The organism is Rahnella victoriana, from assembly GCF_004330295.1.
Taxonomy (GTDB): domain Bacteria; phylum Pseudomonadota; class Gammaproteobacteria; order Enterobacterales; family Enterobacteriaceae; genus Rahnella; species Rahnella victoriana.
Genome location: NZ_SJOJ01000016.1, coordinates 100794 through 120435 on the forward strand (window position 1 = coordinate 100794; position 19642 = coordinate 120435).

General features: G+C 53.8%; 17 protein-coding genes. 7 read left to right on the forward strand and 10 right to left on the reverse strand.

Translation table 11 applies throughout. The features are described from left to right. Positions 1–81: 81 nt before the first annotated feature. On the reverse strand, positions 82–1374 hold the full coding sequence (locus tag EYY67_RS14930) for an MFS transporter (protein WP_095924454.1): 1293 nt from the start codon (positions 1372–1374) through the stop codon (positions 82–84). A gap of 984 nt (positions 1375–2358) precedes the next feature. On the opposite strand from EYY67_RS14930, the gene uxaC reads away from it, so the two are divergent. The 4 genes from uxaC (at position 2359) to EYY67_RS14950 (ending at position 7555) form a co-directional block, all read left to right on the forward strand. Next, positions 2359–3771: a glucuronate isomerase gene (gene uxaC, locus EYY67_RS14935; RefSeq protein ID WP_131693801.1), complete on the forward strand. Its 1413-nt coding sequence runs from the start codon at positions 2359–2361 to the stop codon at positions 3769–3771. 170 nt (positions 3772–3941) lie between these two features. After that, a complete protein-coding gene (locus tag EYY67_RS14940) occupies positions 3942–5393 on the forward strand; it encodes a tagaturonate reductase (protein WP_095924456.1) in 1452 nt (483 codons plus the stop codon). 11 nt (positions 5394–5404) lie between these two features. Continuing rightward, on the forward strand, positions 5405–6895 hold the full coding sequence (locus EYY67_RS14945; protein ID WP_095924457.1) for a UxaA family hydrolase: 1491 nt from the start codon (positions 5405–5407) through the stop codon (positions 6893–6895). A gap of 96 nt (positions 6896–6991) precedes the next feature. Continuing rightward, positions 6992–7555 (forward strand): YgjV family protein, encoded by a 564-nt coding sequence (locus tag EYY67_RS14950; protein WP_119822432.1) that lies wholly within the window; start codon positions 6992–6994, stop codon positions 7553–7555. 24 nt (positions 7556–7579) lie between these two features. Here the strand turns inward: EYY67_RS14950 and EYY67_RS14955 are convergent, their stop codons facing one another. The 7 genes from EYY67_RS14955 to pyrB form a co-directional block, all read right to left on the reverse strand. Continuing rightward, on the reverse strand, positions 7580–8311 hold the full coding sequence (locus tag EYY67_RS14955) for a proteasome-type protease (protein WP_119822433.1): 732 nt from the start codon (positions 8309–8311) through the stop codon (positions 7580–7582). A 26-nt stretch (positions 8312–8337) separates the two neighbouring features. Then, positions 8338–9132, reverse strand: coding sequence for a transglutaminase family protein (locus EYY67_RS14960; protein WP_119822434.1), 795 nt, complete (start codon positions 9130–9132; stop codon positions 8338–8340). Then, complete coding sequence (locus EYY67_RS14965; protein WP_095924472.1) at positions 9132–10073, reverse strand: alpha-E domain-containing protein; 942 nt, start codon at positions 10071–10073, stop codon at positions 9132–9134. The genes EYY67_RS14960 and EYY67_RS14965 overlap by 1 nt, the downstream gene beginning before the upstream one ends. Next, entirely contained in the window at positions 10067–11518 is a 1452-nt protein-coding gene (locus tag EYY67_RS14970) for a circularly permuted type 2 ATP-grasp protein (protein ID WP_119822435.1), read from the reverse strand. Before EYY67_RS14970 ends, EYY67_RS14965 begins: the two co-directional genes overlap by 7 nt. 208 nt (positions 11519–11726) lie before the next feature. Continuing rightward, complete coding sequence (ridA, locus tag EYY67_RS14975; RefSeq protein ID WP_095924478.1) at positions 11727–12113, reverse strand: 2-iminobutanoate/2-iminopropanoate deaminase; 387 nt, start codon at positions 12111–12113, stop codon at positions 11727–11729. Positions 12114–12168: 55 nt separating this feature from the next. Continuing rightward, complete coding sequence (pyrI, locus tag EYY67_RS14980; protein WP_131693802.1) at positions 12169–12633, reverse strand: aspartate carbamoyltransferase regulatory subunit; 465 nt, start codon at positions 12631–12633, stop codon at positions 12169–12171. Positions 12634–12652: 19 nt separating this feature from the next. Beyond that, complete coding sequence (pyrB, locus tag EYY67_RS14985; RefSeq protein ID WP_095924480.1) at positions 12653–13588, reverse strand: aspartate carbamoyltransferase; 936 nt, start codon at positions 13586–13588, stop codon at positions 12653–12655. A gap of 381 nt (positions 13589–13969) precedes the next feature. On the opposite strand from pyrB, the gene EYY67_RS14990 reads away from it, so the two are divergent. Next, positions 13970–14446, forward strand: coding sequence for a NanQ anomerase/TabA/YiaL family protein (locus EYY67_RS14990; protein ID WP_119822436.1), 477 nt, complete (start codon positions 13970–13972; stop codon positions 14444–14446). Here the strand turns inward: EYY67_RS14990 and EYY67_RS14995 are convergent. Together EYY67_RS14995 and argF are read right to left on the reverse strand one after the other, a co-directional pair. Next, positions 14421–16223 carry a sugar phosphorylase gene (locus tag EYY67_RS14995; RefSeq protein WP_131693803.1) on the reverse strand — a complete coding sequence of 601 codons (1803 nt, stop codon included), beginning with the start codon at positions 16221–16223 and terminating at the stop codon, positions 14421–14423. The genes EYY67_RS14990 and EYY67_RS14995 overlap by 26 nt on opposite strands. A 175-nt stretch (positions 16224–16398) precedes the next feature. Further along, positions 16399–17406 carry an ornithine carbamoyltransferase gene (gene argF, locus EYY67_RS15000; RefSeq protein ID WP_095924483.1) on the reverse strand — a complete coding sequence of 336 codons (1008 nt, stop codon included), beginning with the start codon at positions 17404–17406 and terminating at the stop codon, positions 16399–16401. 168 nt (positions 17407–17574) lie between these two features. On the opposite strand from argF, the gene rraB reads away from it, so the two are divergent. Next, positions 17575–18000, forward strand: coding sequence for a ribonuclease E inhibitor RraB (rraB, locus tag EYY67_RS15005; protein WP_095924484.1), 426 nt, complete (start codon positions 17575–17577; stop codon positions 17998–18000). Between the two features lie 200 nt (positions 18001–18200). Further along, positions 18201–19631, forward strand: coding sequence for a glycoside-pentoside-hexuronide (GPH):cation symporter (locus EYY67_RS15010; RefSeq protein WP_119822439.1), 1431 nt, complete (start codon positions 18201–18203; stop codon positions 19629–19631). Positions 19632–19642: the final 11 nt, after the last annotated feature.

Below are 19642 nucleotides of genomic sequence, written 5' to 3' on the forward strand. Positions count from 1 at the left end.
GCATTAGCCAGAAAGGAGTGGGAGAAATGTCAGAAAAAAGCAAAGCCCGGTAAAGGATCTTACCGGGCTGATAACCGTGGATCAGGCTTTCGCAGCGTGCAGCGTAGCCGGTTGAGGTTCGACGGCTGAGCGGTTTTGCAACACAGTCCAGATGATGATGGCACCGAGCAGGTCGAAGACCGCAAGGGCTGCAAACAGCGGGCTGAAGCCGATGGTATCGGCCAGCGCACCCACCACCAGAGCGAACATGGTACTGGCCATCCAGGCCGCCATACCGGTCAGACCGTTGGCAGTCGCCACTTCGTTACGTCCGAACACGTCAGAGGAAAGCGTGATCAGCGCGCCGGACAGTGACTGGTGAGCAAAACCACCGACACACAGTAAAGCGATAGCGGCGTACGGGCTGGTGAACAGGCCGATCATGCCAGGGCCGATCATCAGTACCGCACCCAGCGTCACCACCATTTTACGGGAGACGATCAGGTTCACTTTGAAGTATTTCTGGAACAAGGGTGGCATATAACCGCCGAGGATACAGCCGAGGTCAGCAAACAGCATCGGCATCCAGGCAAACATCGCGATTTCTTTCAGGTTAAAGCCATACACCTTGAACATGAACAGCGGGATCCAGGCGTTGAATGTCCCCCAGGCTGGTTCAGCCAGAAAACGTGGCAGCGCAATGCCCCAGAACTGACGGTTACGCAGGATCTGCCAGGCAGACATTTTCTTGCCGTTGTCGGTCTGATGCTGTGCTTCCTGACCTTCCAGAATGTATTCACGCTCTTCAGGGCTGAGTTTCTTTTGATCTTTAGGATGCTTGTAGAAGACCAGCCAGCTCAGTGCCCAGATCAGGCTCAGCGCACCGGTAATGATGAAGGCTAACTGCCAGCTGTGCATCACGATACACCAGACGACCAGCGGCGGCGCAATCATCCCGCCGATAGAGGAACCGACGTTGAAGTAGCCGACGGCAATAGAACGTTCTTTTGCCGGGAACCATTCGCTGCTGGCTTTCAGACCGGCAGGGATCATTGCGGCTTCCGCCATACCGACCGCACCGCGGGCGATGGCCAGGCCACCCCAGCTGCTTGCCAGCGCGGTCGCCATACAGAAGACGGCCCACATCACGGCGAACATGGCGTAACCGACTTTGGTGCCCATGACGTCAAGGACATAACCGGCCACCGGCTGCATCAGGGTATAGCAGGCGGAATAGGCGGCTATAATATAAGAATATTGCTGTGTGGTGATGTTCAGCTGGCTCATCAGCGTTGGCGCTGCGGCGGCAATGGCGTTACGTGTTAAATAACCTAATACAGTGCCGCATGTGACCAGTGCGATCATGTACCAGCGTAACCCTTTAATCTTACCCATTTAACTCTCTCCCAGTAAATAATCCGGCGATGACAGCGTCAGGCTGTCAGGGCGTATTTCTCACCACCTGTACAAGCATGGGGTTCTGGCTTTCCTTAACGTGTTTTCCGGGAATGTCGCCGCCAGATGATTTCACTGGGAGCTGCCCGTGCTATTACGCACTGCGTTATTGTTATCTGTGCGTAAGTGTCCGATGAACGTCCTGAACACCAGAATTACTGCTTCGCCATGGGCGGAGTGCGCCAGGGAAGTGTTTTGCCCGGGCAACAGCGAAAGGACGTGGCAGGTAATCTCTGACGCTCTTGTCCGGGCGATGCAAAGATAACTTGTCATACAGATTTAAAATTTGAATGACATCACAAAACCACATTTAAATTGTGTGGTTACTTAACTTTTTTAACTACAGACTTATTTACTTGATTTTACAATGAAAAGTGCCTTTCGTTTGATCGGCTTCACACTTTTTCGCCCATGAGTAACAATGACAACCTGATTATCGAAACGTAATTGGTGTAACAACTTTACGAAACGATCACATTTAAAACGAACAGTTAATGAACGACCTTATTTGTTCGCTTATGAGAAAGAGGCTGTACAACGAATGAACGAACCGATCGCCTGCGCCTTGCTGTGCGGCGATCTGCCCTGGCAGGGAAGACGGCGGGACGGGGCGAAAGGCGCTATAAAGCCGAAATAAAGCGACAACGGGGCTTTTGTCACATTTGGTACGAATTAACTTGTCATACAGATTTAAAGTTTGAGTAACATCACAAAATGACACTCTAATTGTGAGGATAATACGCACCAGTACCGGATGGTGATAAAGCCATTATTTTACAGCGAATTAGTTTGGGTTTTTGGAATGAAATCAGGCGTTTTAGCGGCTTTGCTGCGTTAAAAAGTACTGGACGATAGCTTAAATTGGTGTGATAACTTCGCACCATTGAGTGACAACTCTACAGAATTGATGATGAGGAACTTAAGATGGCGCAGTTTTTAACGGAAGACTTCCTTCTTGACACTGAATTCGCACGTCGCCTGTATCACGACTATGCGAAAGATGAGCCCATTTTTGACTACCACTGCCATTTGCCACCTGAGCTGATTGCGCAGGACTACAAATTCAAAAACCTGTATGACATCTGGCTGAAAGGCGATCACTACAAATGGCGCGCGATGCGTACCAACGGTGTGCCTGAGCGTATGTGTACCGGCGATGCCAGTGACCGTGAAAAATTTGATGCCTGGGCTGCAACGGTTCCTCACACGATCGGTAACCCGCTGTACCACTGGACGCACTTAGAACTGCGCCGTCCGTTCGGTATCACCGGAAAACTGCTTTCTCCGTCTACGGCGGGCGAAATCTGGGAACGCGGTAATGAACTGCTGGCGCAGGATGACTTCTCTGCCCGCGGCATCATGAAACAGATGAACGTGAAAATGGTCGGCACCACCGATGACCCGATCGATTCTCTGGAACATCATAAAGCTGTCGCACAAGATGCCAGTTTTGACATTAAAGTGCTGCCAAGCTGGCGTCCGGATAAAGCCTTCAACATTGAAGCGGCCACGTTCGTGGATTACATGAAGAAACTGGAAGCGGCGGCTGACGTCTCTATTACCCGTTTCAGCGATCTGCGTGATGCCCTGAAAAAACGTATGGATCACTTCGCGGCGCACGGTTGCAAAGTGTCTGACCACGCGCTGGATGTGGTGGTGTACGGCGAAGCGGATGACGCCACGCTGGACGGCATTCTGGCCCGTCGTCTGAACGGCGAAACGCCAACTGCGCAGGAAATTGCCCAGTTCAAAACCGGCGTGCTGTTGTATCTGGCTTCTGAATATCAACGTCGTGAATGGGTACAGCAATACCACATTGGCGCGCTGCGCAATAACAACACCCGTATGTTCCAGCTGATTGGTGCAGACGTCGGTTTCGACTCCATTAACGACCAGCCGCTGGCAGAACCGCTGTCCAAACTGCTGGGCGCGCAGGGTCTGGCCGGTGGCCTGCCAAAAACTATCCTGTATTGCCTGAACCCGCGTGATAACGAAGTGATCGGCACCATGGTCGGTAACTTCCAGGGCGAAGGGATGCCGGGCAAAATGCAGTTCGGTTCCGGCTGGTGGTTTAACGATCAGAAAGACGGCATGCAACGTCAGATGACCCAGCTTGCCAATCTGGGCTTACTGAGCCGTTTCGTCGGCATGCTGACTGACAGCCGCAGCTTCTTGTCCTATACGCGTCATGAATATTTCCGTCGCATCCTGTGCCAGATGATCGGCCGCTGGGTGGAAGATGGCGAAGCACCGGCAGATATCGAACTGCTGGGCAGCATGGTGAAAAATATCTGCTTCGATAATGCCAAACAGTATTTCCAGATTGAACTGAACTGATCTGCAAAAACTGAGCTTCATAGATTAAGTAGTTCGACGGAGCGCAGGTCCCTGCGCTCCTGAAATAAACACTGTAATAACAACTAACTATCCCAACAGAGAACGACGGCCACGGGGCATTTTTCCCGCCCTCAAAGACCGGAGTCTGAGCAAATTAAGGTGAATGTGAGATGCAAAGGTTAAATCGCCGTGACTTCCCTGGCCGTCAACATCCGGACAAAATTATCCAGTTTGGTGAAGGTAACTTTTTGCGGGCGTTTGTTGACTGGCAAATCGACCTGCTGAATGAACACACCGATCTGGACGCCGGGATCGTGGTCATTCGCCCGATTGATACCGACTTCCCACCTTCACTCAGCACGCAGGATGGTCTGTATACCACCATCATCAGCGGCCTGAACGAACAGGGTGAAACGGTGCGTGATACCCGCATCATCCGTTCCGTTAACCGCGAAATTAATATTTATCATCAGTTTGATGAGTATCTGGCGCTGGCCCGCGACCCGAATATCCGCTTCGTGTTCTCCAACACCACCGAAGCCGGTATCAGTTATGTAGAAAGCGATCGCCTTGAAGATGCGCCTCCGGCCAGTTTCCCGGCCAAACTGACCCGTTTGCTGTTTGAACGTTTCACGCATTTCTCCGGTGCGGCCGATAAAGGCTGGGTGCTGCTGCCTTGCGAACTGATCGACTATAACGGTGAAGCATTGCAGGAACTGGTGCTGCGTTACGCGCAACAATGGGCGTTGCCTGCGGCCTTCACGCAGTGGCTGGAAAACAGTAATACATTCTGTTCGACGCTGGTTGACCGCATCGTGACCGGTTATCCGCGCAGCGAAATTGACAGCCTGCAGGAAGAACTGGGCTATCAGGACAGCTTCTTTGACAGCGCCGAGCACTTCTACCTGTTCGTCATTCAGGGGCCAAAAAGTCTGGCTCAGGAACTGCGTCTGGACAAACTGCCGCTGAATATCCGTCTGGTTGACGACATCAAACCGTACAAAGAACGCAAAGTGGCGATCCTCAACGGCGCGCACACCGCGCTGGTGCCGGTGGCCTTCCTGTCAGGGCTGAATACCGTGGGCGAATCCATGAATGATCCGCAGATCAGCCGCTTTGTGGAACTGGCCATTGCCGAGGAAATCTCGCCGGTGCTGGATCTGCCGCAGGATGAACTGACGTCCTTTGCCCAGGCGGTACTCAGCCGTTTCCGCAACCCGTTCATTCAGCATCAGCTGCTGTCGATTGCCCTGAACGGCATGACCAAATACCGCACCCGTATTCTGCCGCAACTGCTGGCGAGTCAGGAAAAGAACCAGATGCTGCCTCCGCGTCTGACCTTTGCACTGGCGGCGCTGCTGGCGTTTTATCGTGGCGAGCGTCACGGTGAAATCTATCCGTTGCAGGACGATGCACACTGGCTGAGCCGTTTCTCCGAACTCTGGGGCGATGTGCGCAGTGGCAGTCTGCCGCTGATCGGGCTGGTGGAAACCGTGCTGGCCGATGAAGAACACTGGGGACGTGACCTGAACACCGTGCCGGGTCTGACTGCCAAAGTCACCGAACAACTGCAGGCGATTGAAGACCGTGGCATGCGCGATGCGCTGGCGGCTTACAGCTAAGAGAGCGATCTATGCAAAGTATCATTCAAATTCATACCGCTGATAACGTTGCTGTCGCGCTGCGCGACATCGAAGCAGGCGAGCAGGTTGAAGCAGGCGGTTACACCGTCGTCCTGCCGCAGCCTGTGGCCCGAGGTCATAAATTCGCCCTCCGCCCGATTGCGGCGGGGGAGAACATTGTTAAGTACGGTTTGCCGATCGGGCATGCGCTGGCGGCCATTGAGCCGGGTGTGCATATCCACTCACAAAACGGCAAAACCAATCTCAGCGATCTGGACGAATACCAGTATCAGCCGGATTTCGCCAGCCTGCCGGAACAGATGGCAGATCGCGATGTACAGATCTTCCGTCGTAAAAACGGACAGGTGGGGATCCGCAATGAATTGTGGCTGATCCCGACGGTGGGGTGCGTCAACGGGATCGCCCGTCAGATCCAGTCACGTTTCCTGAAAGAAACCAATGACGCGGAAGGCATCGATGGCGTTTTCCTGTTCACCCATCCGTTCGGTTGTTCACAGCTGGGCGACGACCATGTGAACACCCGCACCATGCTGCAAAACATGGTTCGTCATCCGAACGCGGGCGCGGTGCTGGTGATCGGCCTCGGTTGTGAAAACAATCAGGTGGACGTGTTCCGCGACACGCTGGGCGACGTTGACGAAGAGCGCGTGCGTTTCATGACGCTGCAAAAATTCGACGACGAAGTGGAAGCCGGTCTGGAACGTCTGCGCGAGCTGTATGCCGTGATGCGTGACGATAAACGCGTGCCGGGCAAACTCAGCGAACTGAAATTCGGTCTGGAATGTGGGGGTTCTGACGGCTTGTCCGGGATCACCGCCAACCCGCTGCTCGGCCGCTTCTCCGATTATGTGATCGCTAACGGCGGTACCTCCGTACTGACCGAAGTGCCGGAAATGTTTGGCGCGGAACGCATTCTGATGAGCCGCTGCCGTGATGAAGGCACGTTTGAAAAAACCGTTCACATGGTGAATGATTTCAAACAGTACTTTATCGAACATAACCAGCCGATTTATGAGAATCCGTCTCCGGGTAACAAAGCCGGTGGCATCACCACGCTGGAAGAAAAATCCCTCGGCTGTACGCAGAAAGCCGGTCAAAGCCCGGTGATGGACGTGCTGAAATACGGCGAACGTCTGACCACGCCGGGTCTGAACCTGCTGAGTGCGCCGGGTAACGACGCCGTCGCCACCAGTGCGCTGGCCGGTGCCGGATGCCATATGGTGCTGTTCAGTACCGGCCGCGGTACGCCATACGGTGGTTTTGTGCCGACGGTGAAACTGGCGACTAACAGTGAACTGGCGACCAAAAAACCGCACTGGATCGATTTTGATGCCGGACGCCTGATCCACGATGTCAGCATGGATCAACTGCTGGGTGAATTTGTGGATCTGATCGTGGCGATCGCCGATGGGCGCAAAGCCAAAAACGAACTCAATGATTTCCGCGAATTAGCCATCTTTAAAAGCGGTGTCACATTGTAACCGGTCAGGTTTATCGTTAGGATGAAACGGCGTTTCAGTTATGAAGCGCCGTTTGCTTTTGCAGCGCAAGAACTCCACGTATGAGACTCCTGACAAATGACGTATTACTGGTTTGCCCAGTCAGTTGGTGTTGTGGCCTTCATGGTCGGCATCACGATGTTTTTCAACCGCAGCGACCGCCGCTTTAAACAACAACTTTCTGCTTACAGCGCCATTATCGGCGTGCATTTCCTGATGATGGGTGCTGCGCCTGCGGGCATGAGCGCCTTACTCAACTCCCTGCGCACACTGATTTCCCTGCGTACCCGTAACCAGTGGATCATGGTAATTTTCATCGTCCTGACGCTGGGATTAGGGCTAAGCCGCGCCCATCACTGGGTGGAGCTTTTGCCGGTCGGCGCCACGGTAGTCAGCACCTGGGCGCTGTTCCGCACCAGCGGGCTGACCACGCGATGCATAATGTGGTGCTCAACCTGCTGCTGGGTGGCGCACAACATCTGGCTCGGTTCGATTGGCGGATCGCTTATCGAAGGCAGTTTTCTGGTCATGAACGGCTTTAACATCATCCGCTTCCGCCGCCTGCAACTGCGCGGTATCGACCCGTTCGAGGTCGAGAAGAAGATAGTTCAGAAGATGGATGAAAATAAAGCAGCGGAGTGAGATATCACTCCGCCAGAAGCGGATTTACTCGTCTAATTTCAGCGGCGGTAACTGACCAAAAATGCTCAGCAAACCCTCGCCCCAGCCTTTGCGGATCATGTCGAAATACGGGTGCGTTTCGGTGATCCGATGTTGCTGCGCGGCGCTGAAACTGTCGGTCGGATAGGTCATGACATCCAGCGGCAGGCCGACGGAAAGGTTGCTGCGCAGCGTCGAATCCATCGAAATCAGCGCACATTGCATCGCCTGATCCAGCGCGGTGTCGTAGTTCAGCACCCGGTCGATGATCGGTTTGCCGTACTTACTTTCGCCAATCTGGAAATACGGCGTGTCATGCGTGGCTTCGATGAAATTCCCCTGCGGATAAATATGAAACAGCCGCAGACCCTCGCCTTTGATCTGGCCGCCGAGCAACAGGTTACAGCTGAAATCGGTGTTGCCGCCCTGATTGGCACCGCTGTCCCGCGCAATCACTTCACGCACCGTTTCCCCCAGCAGGCTGGCGGCATCGTACAGCGATTTCACGTTCAGCAGGTTTTCCCGTTCATCATCCAGACAGCGGCGGTGCAGCAGACTGATAATGCTCTGTGTGGTCGCCAGATTACCGGCGCTCTGGATCACCAGCACCCTCTCATCGCTTTGATGAAAGACATGCAGCTTGCGGAAAGTGGAAATATGGTCCACTCCGGCATTGGTGCGTGAATCTGAAACGAACACCAGGCCAGAGGATAAGCGCATGGCCACACAGTAAGTCATAAAAAAGTTTCCTCAGGCATTCAGGATCATTGCGGAACGTCGAGCATGGCGACGGCCGCGACAGTGCGCATATCTTCGCTTCCTCCGCCCAGCCGGACGCCGCGAACCGGGCATGCATCAAGATAATCTATGCCGATAGCCAGTTTCAAATGCTGATTCGGTTTGCAGGTGTTGTTGGTGACGTCAAAGCTCTGCCAGCGGTCATCCAGCCAGGCTTCCGCCCAGGCGTGCATGGCGACATGAGTGGAATCCTCCGAGTAAAGATAGCCGCTGACGTAGCGTGCCGGAATGCCCAGACTGCGGCAGCAGGCGAGGAAAACGTGAGTGTGATCCTGACAGACACCGGTCTGTGCCGAAAACGCCTGCGAGGCGCTGTCTTTCACCGTGGTACTGCCGGGGTTATACGGCATTTTCAGCAGCAATTCGCCCATCAGATTGCACAGACTTTCATGTTGCGCCTGTGGCCGGTAATAGCGGCTGGCGAAATCGCGGATGGCACCGTCGGCCAGCGTCAGCGGGCTGGTGCGTAAAAACACCAGCGGCGAGAGGTGTCCGCAACTGTCATCTTCCGTGTTGTCTTCAATTTCTACCACGCCATTGGCTTCAATGGTGATGGCCTGATGAGGCTGATCGAGCGTCAGAACATGCAGCACATTGCCGTAGGCATCCAGCGTGCGGGTGGCGTATTCCGGCAGGGTCAGATCCCAGGATAAAATTTTCTGATGGCTGGAATCCTGCGGGGTCAGGCGCAGGTATTGCGTGCTGTGTTTAACCTGTTGCGCATAGGTGTAATGCGTCTGATGTGTGACATTCAGTTTCATTATTGAGCCTCCAGATAGGTTTGATGAATGCTCTCAGCGATGGCGTTGGTCTGATCCAGAAACTGCATCAGCCAGGGGCTGAGACCCATCTCAACGATCTCGTCCATTTCGGTAAAACGAAGTTGTGCATGAAGGGTATGGACGCGGCGGCGTGGCAAATTGCCCGCGCTGCCGCCGATTTCCTCCAGCTGTTCGGCCATGATTTCGACACAGGAAAGCAGGGAGCGCGGTAACTCGCGGCGCAGCACCAGCAGCTCCGCAATACGTTTCTGGCTGAGTTGCTGTTTGTAGAGGGTGTGGAACGCCTCGCGGGCGCTGACGGCGCGCAGCAAGGTATCCATCCGGTAGTATTCGCGCACCGGATCTTCATCGGCATTCAGTAACTGGTTTTTGGCATCCAGCAGGCGCGCGGTGCTGTCTGCGCGTTCCAGCATGGTGCCGAGGCGGATAAAATTCTGTGCATCGCTGCGCAGCAACGTGCCGAACATCGCGCCGCGAAACAGATGTGAACGTTCTTTCACCCAGTCGAAGAAGGAATCCGCTCCGGCAGAACCGACGCCCTGACGGCGGATCAGTTTCATCTCAATCCAGGTGGCATTGATGCTTTCCCAGACCTCAGACGACAGGCTGCCGCGCACGGCATGGGCATTGTTCCACGCCATCTGCAAACAGCTGAAAATGCTGCTGTGGTTGACACTGTCCAGCGCAAAAAAGTTGAGCAGATTGCTCATGGTTTCCTGCGGATAATGCTCACTGAATAAGGTGCGCGTACCGGTCATGGTCAGCGGCACCAGCAGGTCGTTATTTTCATCACGGGCGCTGACATCGCGGATCGACATCATCGACAGTTTGTTGGTCACGTCCAGCAGGCGTGCGATATTCTCGGCGCGTTCCAGATAACGCGCCATCCAGTACAGTTCGCTGGCTGTTCTGCTTAGCATGCGTCATCCTCCGTCGGATTTTCTTCCAGCACCCAGGTGTCTTTGGTTCCGCCGCCCTGAGATGAATTGACCACCAGCGAACCTTCCGCCAGCGCCACACGGGTTAACCCGCCCGGCACCAGACGGATTTCCGCACCGGTCAGGGCAAAAGGCCGCAGGTCGATATGGCGCGGTGCCAGCCCGTTGCCGACAAAGGTCGGGCAGGTGGACAGCGCCAGCGTTTCCTGGGCGATGTAGTTTTCCGGGCGGGTACGCAGCAATTCGCGGAAGCGGTCGATTTCCGCCTTACTGGCTGTCGGGCCAATCAGCATGCCGTAACCGCCTGCGCCATGAACCTCCTTCACCACCATTTTTTCCAGATTCGCCAGCACGAAAGAGAGATCGCTTTCCTTGCGGCATTGCCAGGTCGGCACGTTATTGAGGATCGGATCTTCCGCCAGATAGTAGCGGATCATTTCCGGCACATACGGGTAGATCGATTTGTCATCCGCCACGCCGGTGCCGATGGCATTCGCCAGCACCACGCCACCGGATCGATACACCGACAGCAGGCCGGGCACGCCGAGCATCGAATCGGCGCGGAACGCCAGCGGATCGAGGAATGCATCGTCGATACGCCGGTAAATCACGTCAATTTTGCAGGGCCCGGCGGTGGTACGCATAAACACCGCGCCGTCTTTCACAAACAGATCGACGCTTTCTACCAGCTCAACGCCCATTTGCTGCGCGAGGAAACTGTGCTCGAAATAGGCACTGTTAAAGCGGCCCGGCGTCAGTACCACCACGGTCGGATCATTGACCGTGGTGCTTTCGCGCAGGGTTTGCAGTAAGTGGGAAGGGTAGCGGGACACCGGCGCGATACGCTGCTCGGCAAACAGTTCGGGGTATAACCGCATCATCATTTTGCGGTTTTCCATCATGTACGACACGCCGGACGGCGTACGCAGGTTGTCTTCCAGCACGTAATATTCGCCATCGCCGCCGCGCACCATGTCGGTACCGGCAATGTGCGCGTAGGTATCGCGATGCAGATCAATGCCCTGCATACAGGGCTGATACTGATCATTGGCCAGCACCTGTTCGGCAGGCACGATCCCTGCTTTGAGGATCTTCTGGTCGTGGTAAATATCATGCAGGAAAGCATTCAGCGCCTGCACCCGCTGGCGGATCCCGCGATCGAGCATCTGCCATTCGCTGGCCGGAATAATGCGCGGCACGCTGTCGAACGGGATCAGCCGTTCTGCGCCATCATCTTCACCGTAAACATTAAAGGTAATCCCCACCCGGTGGAACAGCAGCGCGGCTTCCTCTTTTTTGCGCTGAACTGCCTGTTGGTCGGCTTGCTGCAACCACTGCCAGTAGGCCTGATAATGGCTGCGGTGTTTCCCTTCAGCCATTAACATCTCATCAAAAAAGGGTGAATCGGAAAGGTCAATCTTGATCATCATCACCTCACAAACTGGACAGGCCGCAATTGAATCGTTCAATAACAATGAAGATCAGGCATAAAGTGTGCCAGCGTGCAAAACGCAGAGAAAATCAGGGGAAATGAGGCAGGTCTGCTTAATTATAGGGCGATAAAAGGATCCTTTGCCTGAAAACAGGGCAAAAAAAACCAGCCCGCAGGCTGGTCTGGTGCATCACTGGCGCGGATTAACGGCGGACGGCGATGGCTTCGATTTCGATTTTCACGTCTTTTGGCAGACGGGCCACTTCAACGCAAGAACGGGCCGGGAAGGGCGCGTTGTGCTCGGTGAAGAAGGCTTCATACGTGGCGTTAACGGTGGCGAAGTCATTCAGATCTTTCACGAAAACGGTGGTTTTCACGATGTCTGAAACTTTCAGGCCAGCGGCTTCCACGATCGCCTGCACGTTGTCCAGTGACTGACGCGCCTGCGCAGAAATATCGTCAGCGACAGCGCCGGTTTTAGGATCCACAGGGATCTGGCCGGAAGTGATGATCATGCTGCCCAGATCCACGCCCTGAACGTAAGGACCGATAGCGGCAGGGGCGTTTTCAGTGCTGATTTCGCGGGACATAATGTCTCCTGATTTGAGTTAAGGTGAATAAAAAATTATCCCTCAGTATAAAGGGTTAATCGTTGTTCAGCACGACCTGATGCTCAAACTCTTTCTCGCAATATTTGCATTTCAGATGCACACCGTTCGCACGCTGCCTGACCGCAAAGCTGGAATCCACCGGTTCAAAACGGCTGATGCAGTTGCCGTTCGGGCAGCGCAGCACGCCGACAATCCGCTCCGGCAGGGTCGGCATCAGCTTTTTCACCACGTCGTAATTGTCGATGCGGTTCACCGTCGCACGCGGGGCATACACCGCCAGCTGATTAACCTGTTCGTCGGTGAGGAAGGTGTTCTCGATTTTGATGATGTCTTTGCGGCCCAGTTCGCCGGAAGGCAGGTTCAGGCCGACGGTCACGCGCTGTTCGGTCTGGGTAAACTTGAACAGGGACAGTAATTTAAAGCCGACCTGCGCCGGAATATGGTCAATTACCGTGCCGCATTTGATGGCTTCAACCTGAAGTTTATTGTCGTGTGTCATGATCGTGTTCTCCTCAAGTTTACTGTGCAGTGTCTGCGTTCAGGACCAGCGCCAGCAACGCCTGACGCGCAAAAATGCCGTTACCGGCCTGCTGGAAATACCAGGCGTAAGGCGTTTTATCGACATCCGGCGTGATCTCGTCGATACGTGGCAGCGGATGCAGCACTTTCAGGTGCGGCTGGGCATTCGTCAGGTCGGCCGCGCGCAGGATAAACTGCGCTTTCACGTTGGCGTATTCCGACGGATCCAGACGCTCTTTTTGTACGCGGGTCATGTACAGAATGTCGATGTCAGACACCACTTCCTCGATGCTGCTGTGCAGGCTGTATTCGATGCCTTTCTCTTCCAGCAGGCTGAGGATGTAGCCCGGCATCGCCAGCGCATCCGGCGCGATAAAGTAGAAACGGTTACCGTTAAATTTCGCCAGCGCCTGCGCCAGGGAATGCACCGTGCGGCCGTATTTCAGGTCGCCGACCATGGCGATTTTGATGTTGTCGAGACGCCCCTGCGTTTCCTGAATGGTGAACAAATCCAGCAGGGTCTGGGTCGGATGCTGGTTCGCGCCGTCGCCTGCGTTGAGCACCGGAATGCCGCCGGAGAATTCGGTCGCCAGACGCGCCGCGCCTTCCTGCGGGTGACGCATCACAATCGCATCGACATAGGTGCTGATAACCGAAATGGTGTCGGCCAGCGTTTCGCCTTTTTTGCCGAGCGAGGTGTTGCTGCTGTCGGAGAAACCGACCACCGAGGCACCCAGACGATGCATGGATGTTTCAAACGACAGACGGGTTCGGGTTGAGGCTTCGAAGAAACAACTGGCGATCACTTTGTGTTTCAGCAATTCAGGCTGCGGGTTGGCTTTCAGGCTGGCAGCGGTATCGAGTACCAGTTCCAGCTCTTCGCGGCTGAGATCGTTGATAGAAATGATGTCTTTCTGATACAGCGGATTGGCCATAGTCATTCTCCTGTTCTTTACGCGTAAAAAATCGGCTACTCAAATTCCGGACAAAAAAAAGCCCCTCAATGAGGGGCTTTCAGTAAAACGGCAATACCACGGAAGAACAACGGCAGCGGGCTGCCTGATGGCACGGTGTTTGGTCGATCATCTGAGCACAAAACGTAGCGATTGTTCATGGGTTCTCCCGGCAAATTGTGGCGCATTATACGCGGGTCATTGACGACATCAAGCGGAAAAACGGCCTGAAGGCAAACGATTGGTATGACGGAAAACGAAGACAAAAACTGTTAACTGGATCAAAGGGTGTTGCCTTCGGGTGCATTACTATGGGCAGACATTGAAACAGTATTTCATTTTCACATTAGCGAAGGGAAAACCATGATAACCGGCAATATCCATCAACTGCATCTCGTCCCTTATCTGCCCGCAGAACTGCGCGAGGCCATTGAATACGTTAAGCAACACATCACTGCGGACACGCCGCTGGGCAAACACGATATCCGTGGCGACGACGCGTTTGTGCTGATTTCCAATGACATGACGGCCCCGCAGGCTGAGCGCCGCGCTGAGTTCCATGCGCGTAATCTGGATATCCAGATTATCCTCAACGGCACCGAAGGCATGACATTCAGCAACTTACCGGCCGGTTATATCGATACCGACTGGCTGGAAGATAAAGACATCGCGTTTCTGGCTGCCGGTGAGCAGGAAAAAACCATGATTATGCAGACCGGCGATTTCGTGGTGTTTTATCCGGGCGAAGTGCATAAGCCGCTGTGCGCCGTCGGCGAACCGGCGAACGTGCGTAAAGCGGTAGTGAAAATGAACGTCAGCGCATTGAGCGCTTCACGCTGATCGTGTAGCGTTTTGTCCGCTTGATCAGCTTCATCCGCCAGCGACGCAGCCTGCCGAGACGTTCCGGCGCTTTGAGTTTATGTTTGATCCACACCACCTGCCACGGCTGGAGTCGCATCTGGCCGTTAAACACTTCTCCGCCAATCAGATCTTTCCCTTCCACCGCCAGTTTCAGCATCTGAGAATGATCGCTGATATTGAAAATGCAGCTGATCCGATCTTCGGTTATCGGATCATAACGTTCCATGGCAAACAGCGATTTACCCAGATCGAACACGCGCTGACCGGCCTGTGGCGAAAAAGCCGGATGCTCACGGCGGTGTCTGATCAGAGCCTGTAAACCGTAAAACACGCGTGCACGCAAACCGTCCTGTTTTTCCAGTTCGGCCTCGATAGTCGGCAGATCCAGCTTTTTACGGTTAATACGGCGGTTGATCCCCGACTGATGCATCCCCTCAAGATCGTTCTCGCTGCCCAGCAGGCTGTGGATATAAATCGCCGGTACGCCGATAAACGACAGCAACAGCGCCTGCGCCGCCAGAAACTTACGCACTTTCAGCTCGGTATCGTCTTCCGGTTCGGTCAGCGCGCTGAGGTAATTGATGTTCAGTTCATACGGCGAATGGGTGCCGTCGCCGTTGTCTTTATAGGAGACGCGGCCTTCCTTACGCAGCGTTTCCTGCGCCATGAATTTGCGCTCGTCATCGCTGAGGAAGGTTTCTGTCGGACGTAAACCGATGCCGTCGTGGCTGGCAAGGAAGTTGAAATAGGTGGTGTCAGGATAGCGGGCTTCCGCGTTCAGACTCTGCGCCCATTGCGTGAGCGTGGTGGTGTCCTGACGCAAAAAGGCGTGCAAGGTCAGCGGCGGCAGCGGGAACTGATACACCATGTGCGCTTCATCGCCTTCACCGAAATAGCTGATGTTTTCGTGATGCGGCACGTTGGTTTCGGTGATGATCCGCGTGCCGGGGATCACTTCATCAAGGATCGTCCGCCAGACTTTGATGATGTTATGCGCCTGCGGCATGTGGATACAGCGCGTCCCGGCTTCCTTCCAGATATACCCAATCGCATCGAGGCGGATCGACTGCCCGCCGCTGGCGGCGTACTGCAACAGCACATCGATACTTTCCAGCAGCACCTGCGGATTTTTGAAATTGATATCCACCTGATCTTCACTGAAGGTCGTCCACAGATAGAGTTCGGTGCCGTCGGTTTTGATAAAAGGCGAGAGCAGCGGCGAGGCGCGCGGGCGCACGACACGGCTGTAATCCAGCTCGGGATTCGCGGCGATAAAATAATCTTTGTAATACGGATCGTCGTGCAGATAGCCTTTCATCCACGCGCTTGAGCGGGATATGTGGTTGATCACGCAGTCAAACATCAGGTTGAAATTGTGCGAAAGGTGATGAATGTCGGACCATCCGCCGAGATGTTCGTCGATTTTCCGGTAGTCGATGACGCTGAAACCGTCATCCGAACTGTAGGGGTACATCGGCAGAATATGGATATCACTGATAATGTCGCGCAGATAGGTGTTGGCGAAGTGATTGAGCGTCGCCAGCGGCGGCTGATCGCCGTGGCGGATGTTATCGCCGTAGGTAATCAGGTAAATGTTGGTGCCATCCACCCAGCGGGTGGTGCGGTGTTTGCCGTAATTCCATTTGTCGGCGAGATGCAGGATTTTTTTCAGCAGGTCGGCGATGTGTTCCCTGGGGTATATCCTGCTCAACAGGCTTTCCAGCCGCAGGACATACTCAAGATTAACTGAGCTCATATCGGTTCCTTCTTACTGCGTTTCTGTTTTTTTGTTGGATACGTTAAAACCAAAGCGCTCTAAAAAGGGTAGCTGAAAATGAGGTCTTCTGACGGGAACAGGCGGGATAAAGTGCAAAACGATGTAAAGACGGGAGCGTGCAGGAAGCGCATCCTTTCTGCACGCCGGAGAAAAATCAGAGGTTGCCGAGGGTGGCGACCATCACCGCTTTGATGGTGTGCAGACGGTTTTCTGCCTGATCGAACACCACGCTGTGACTGGATTCAAACACGTCATCGGTGACTTCCATGCCGCCGTGCAGACCGTATTCTTCTGCCATCTGCTTGCCGAGGGTGGTCTGGTCATCATGAAACGCCGGCAGACAGTGCAGGAACTTCACCTGCGGATTGCCGGTCAGCGCCAGCATCGCGCGGTTGACCTGATAAGGACGCAGCAGAGCGATGCGTTCTTTCCAGGCTTCTTTCGGCTCGCCCATGGACACCCAGACGTCGGTATACAGGAAATCGGCATCCTTCACGCCGGTCGCGATATCTTCCGTCAGGGTGATGCTGCCGCCGTTTTCTTTGGCCAGTTGTTCGCAGGTAGCGACCAGTTCGGCTTCCGGCCAGCAGGCGGAGGGCGCGACCAGACGTAAATCCAGCCCGCATAACGCGGCGGCTTCCAGCAGGGAATTGCCCATATTGTTACGGGTGTCGCCCAGATAGGCCAGACGCATACCTTTCAGCGGTTTGCCCGGCAGATGCTCCTGCATGGTCAGCAGGTCAGCCAGCAACTGGGTCGGGTGGAATTCATCGGTTAAGCCGTTCCACACCGGCACGCCGGCGTATTGCGCCAGAATTTCCACTTTTTCCTGACCATAACCACGATACTGAATACCGTCGTACATCCGGCCAAGGACGCGGGCGGTGTCTTTCATGGATTCTTTATGGCCGATCTGGCTGCCACTTGGGCCGAGATAGGTGACTTTCGCCCCCTGATCGTATGCGGCAACTTCGAAAGAGCATCGGGTGCGGGTTGAGTCTTTTTCGAAGATGAGCGCGATGTTTTTGCCTTGCAGGCTGGCTTTTTCGCTGCCGTTTTTCTTGGCGGCTTTCAGCTCTGCGGAGAGTTTCAGCAGGGACGAAATCTCTGACGGGGTAAAATCCAGTAATCTGAGAAAATGACGTTTACTCAACAAACTCATGATGTCGCTCCATAGCGCGTAAGCATTTCGGATTGAATTTAAATTCAATTTAACTGGATGAATATGCAAATACAACCCCGGCGAGAAAACTTTCTCTTTAATAGTGGAGACGCGCCCTGCGGTGTGTGAAAATAGCGTACAAACGTCACATTGATTGAGGACAGAGATATGGCAAACCGTGAATTGCTTGAAGAACAACGTGAAGAGACTCGCTTAATCATCGAAGAACTGCTGGATGATGGCAGTGATCCTGACGCGCTTTACACCATCGAACACCATTTATCTTCAGAGAAGTTTGAAGTGCTGGAGAAAGCGGCGGTCGAAGCTTTCAAACTGGGTTATGAAGTCACTGACGCTGAAGAGCTGGAAGTGGAAGACGGGTCTGTCGTGATGTGCTGTGACGTGATCAGCGAAATCGCGCTGAAAGCGGAACTGATCGACACTCAGGTTGAGCAACTGATGAATCTGGCCGAAGCCAACGGCGTCAGCTACGACGGCTGGGGCACTTACTTCGAAGGCGATGACGACGAAGAAGGTGAAGACGGCGAAGACGAAGATGTCGTTGATGAAGATGATGACGGAAAACGTCATTAATTTTTTCTGAATCTGAAACAAAAGGGCTGCTGAATAAAGCAGCCTTTTTTATTTCTGTTGCCCCCCCCTCCTTTGTGAGACGCCTCTCGTTTGGTAAATTTCATAAACCATAAGCAAAATATGGTTAAATTCAATACACCTGCCAAAAGTTAACATACCAATTCTGAAAGATATTCTACCTCATGACGTGGAGTCAGATTATGGCAGCCGTAAAGAAATTGTCTGTTATAGAAAAACTCGGTTTTGGTATGGGTGACGCAGCTTGCGGGATTGTTTATTCCTCAGTGACGATGTTTCTGACGTACTTTTATACCGATATCTACGGGCTTTCCGCCGCTGCTGTCGGGGTAATGTTTCTGGTTACGCGCATTCTGGATGCCGTCAGCGATCCGCTAACTGGCATTATCGCGGACCGCGTGAAAACCCGCTGGGGGCATTTTCGTCCGTGGCTGATTTGGTTTGCTATTCCTTATGCCGTGCTGGCAGTGATGACCTTCACCACGCCTGATTTCGGCCATTCCGGAAAACTGCTTTACGCCTACATTACTTATTCATTGCTGATGCTGTGTTACACCTTTATCAATATTCCGTACTGCGCGCTGGGCGGTGTAATTACCACGGATGATAAAGACCGGCTGTCTGCGCAATCCTATCGGTTCACTATTTCTTCCCTGGCAGGTTTACTGGTTTCTGTCGGCACTTTGTGGCTGGTGGATTATTTCGGTAAAGAAAATCTGCAGGCCGGATATCAGGCGACGATGGCAGTAATGGGTGCGATTGCTGTTTGTATGCTGGTGTTCTGTTTTTGTTTCACCAAAGAACGGATCACGGCGGAGGATACCCGTCAGGTATCGGTGCTCAGTGACTTGAAAAATCTGCTGTCGAACGATCAGTGGCGTATTGTCGCCATCATTACCTTTTTCTCCAGCATGGCCGGGGTGATGCGCAGTTCCGCGACATTGTATTACGCGACGTATCTGATGCTGGATAAAGGACAGAGTCTGGTCAGTGGCACGGCGATGAAAAGTACGTTTATCACTACCAGCGTAGTCGGCACGATATTTGGGGCGATAGCGGCGGGGTACTTTGCCAAACGGTTTAGCACGCTGACGATGTTTAAGAATATCAATCTGCTGTTGGTCCTTGCGGGCGTGGTGATGTTTTTTGTCCCGCCGAAATACCTGCCGGTTATTTTTCCACTGTATTTCATCATTGGTTTTTTACACCAGATGTACCAGCCGTTTAAATGGAACATGATGGCTAATGCGGCGGATTATGGTGAGTGGAAAACAGGCCGGCGGATCACCGGGCTGTCTTTTTCCGGCAATCTGTTCGCCTTAAAACTGGGTATGGCTTTTGCGGGGGCATTTGTTGGCTTTTCACTGGGCTGGTTTGGCTATCATGCGGGTGCAGAAACACAGACAGCGCTGGCAACCACCGGCATTATTGGCCTTCTGACCGTTGGGCCTTCAGTGTCGTATCTGATCCTCTATTTCCTGGCTCGTTTCTACAAACTCGATGATGCCACGATGAAGAATATTCAGACCGATCTGGCGAAACGCAGTGGGGATATTGTCCGCGAGCAGGAAAATGAAGCCGGTAATCTGGATCCGGTGATGGTTGTTAAATAAGGGGGAGTTCG

What these genes read in the sequence shown, in the direction of transcription:
- EYY67_RS14970 (WP_119822435.1), bottom strand. Translation starts at nt 11,518, where the DNA reads ATGATCAAGATTGACCTTTCCGATTCACCCTTTTTTGATGAGATGTTA.
- EYY67_RS15010 (WP_119822439.1), top strand. Translation starts at nt 18,201, where the DNA reads ATGGCAGCCGTAAAGAAATTGTCTGTTATAGAAAAACTCGGTTTTGGT.
- uxaC (WP_131693801.1), top strand. Translation starts at nt 2,359, where the DNA reads ATGGCGCAGTTTTTAACGGAAGACTTCCTTCTTGACACTGAATTCGCA.
- argF (WP_095924483.1), bottom strand. Translation starts at nt 17,406, where the DNA reads ATGAGTTTGTTGAGTAAACGTCATTTTCTCAGATTACTGGATTTTACC.
- EYY67_RS14995 (WP_131693803.1), bottom strand. Translation starts at nt 16,223, where the DNA reads ATGAGCTCAGTTAATCTTGAGTATGTCCTGCGGCTGGAAAGCCTGTTG.
- EYY67_RS14990 (WP_119822436.1), top strand. Translation starts at nt 13,970, where the DNA reads ATGATAACCGGCAATATCCATCAACTGCATCTCGTCCCTTATCTGCCC.
- EYY67_RS14965 (WP_095924472.1), bottom strand. Translation starts at nt 10,073, where the DNA reads ATGCTAAGCAGAACAGCCAGCGAACTGTACTGGATGGCGCGTTATCTG.
- ridA (WP_095924478.1), bottom strand. Translation starts at nt 12,113, where the DNA reads ATGTCCCGCGAAATCAGCACTGAAAACGCCCCTGCCGCTATCGGTCCT.
- EYY67_RS14940 (WP_095924456.1), top strand. Translation starts at nt 3,942, where the DNA reads ATGCAAAGGTTAAATCGCCGTGACTTCCCTGGCCGTCAACATCCGGAC.
- pyrI (WP_131693802.1), bottom strand. Translation starts at nt 12,633, where the DNA reads ATGACACACGACAATAAACTTCAGGTTGAAGCCATCAAATGCGGCACG.
- EYY67_RS14955 (WP_119822433.1), bottom strand. Translation starts at nt 8,311, where the DNA reads ATGACTTACTGTGTGGCCATGCGCTTATCCTCTGGCCTGGTGTTCGTT.
- pyrB (WP_095924480.1), bottom strand. Translation starts at nt 13,588, where the DNA reads ATGGCCAATCCGCTGTATCAGAAAGACATCATTTCTATCAACGATCTC.
- EYY67_RS14930 (WP_095924454.1), bottom strand. Translation starts at nt 1,374, where the DNA reads ATGGGTAAGATTAAAGGGTTACGCTGGTACATGATCGCACTGGTCACA.
- EYY67_RS14945 (WP_095924457.1), top strand. Translation starts at nt 5,405, where the DNA reads ATGCAAAGTATCATTCAAATTCATACCGCTGATAACGTTGCTGTCGCG.
- EYY67_RS14950 (WP_119822432.1), top strand. Translation starts at nt 6,992, where the DNA reads ATGACGTATTACTGGTTTGCCCAGTCAGTTGGTGTTGTGGCCTTCATG.
- EYY67_RS14960 (WP_119822434.1), bottom strand. Translation starts at nt 9,132, where the DNA reads ATGAAACTGAATGTCACACATCAGACGCATTACACCTATGCGCAACAG.
- rraB (WP_095924484.1), top strand. Translation starts at nt 17,575, where the DNA reads ATGGCAAACCGTGAATTGCTTGAAGAACAACGTGAAGAGACTCGCTTA.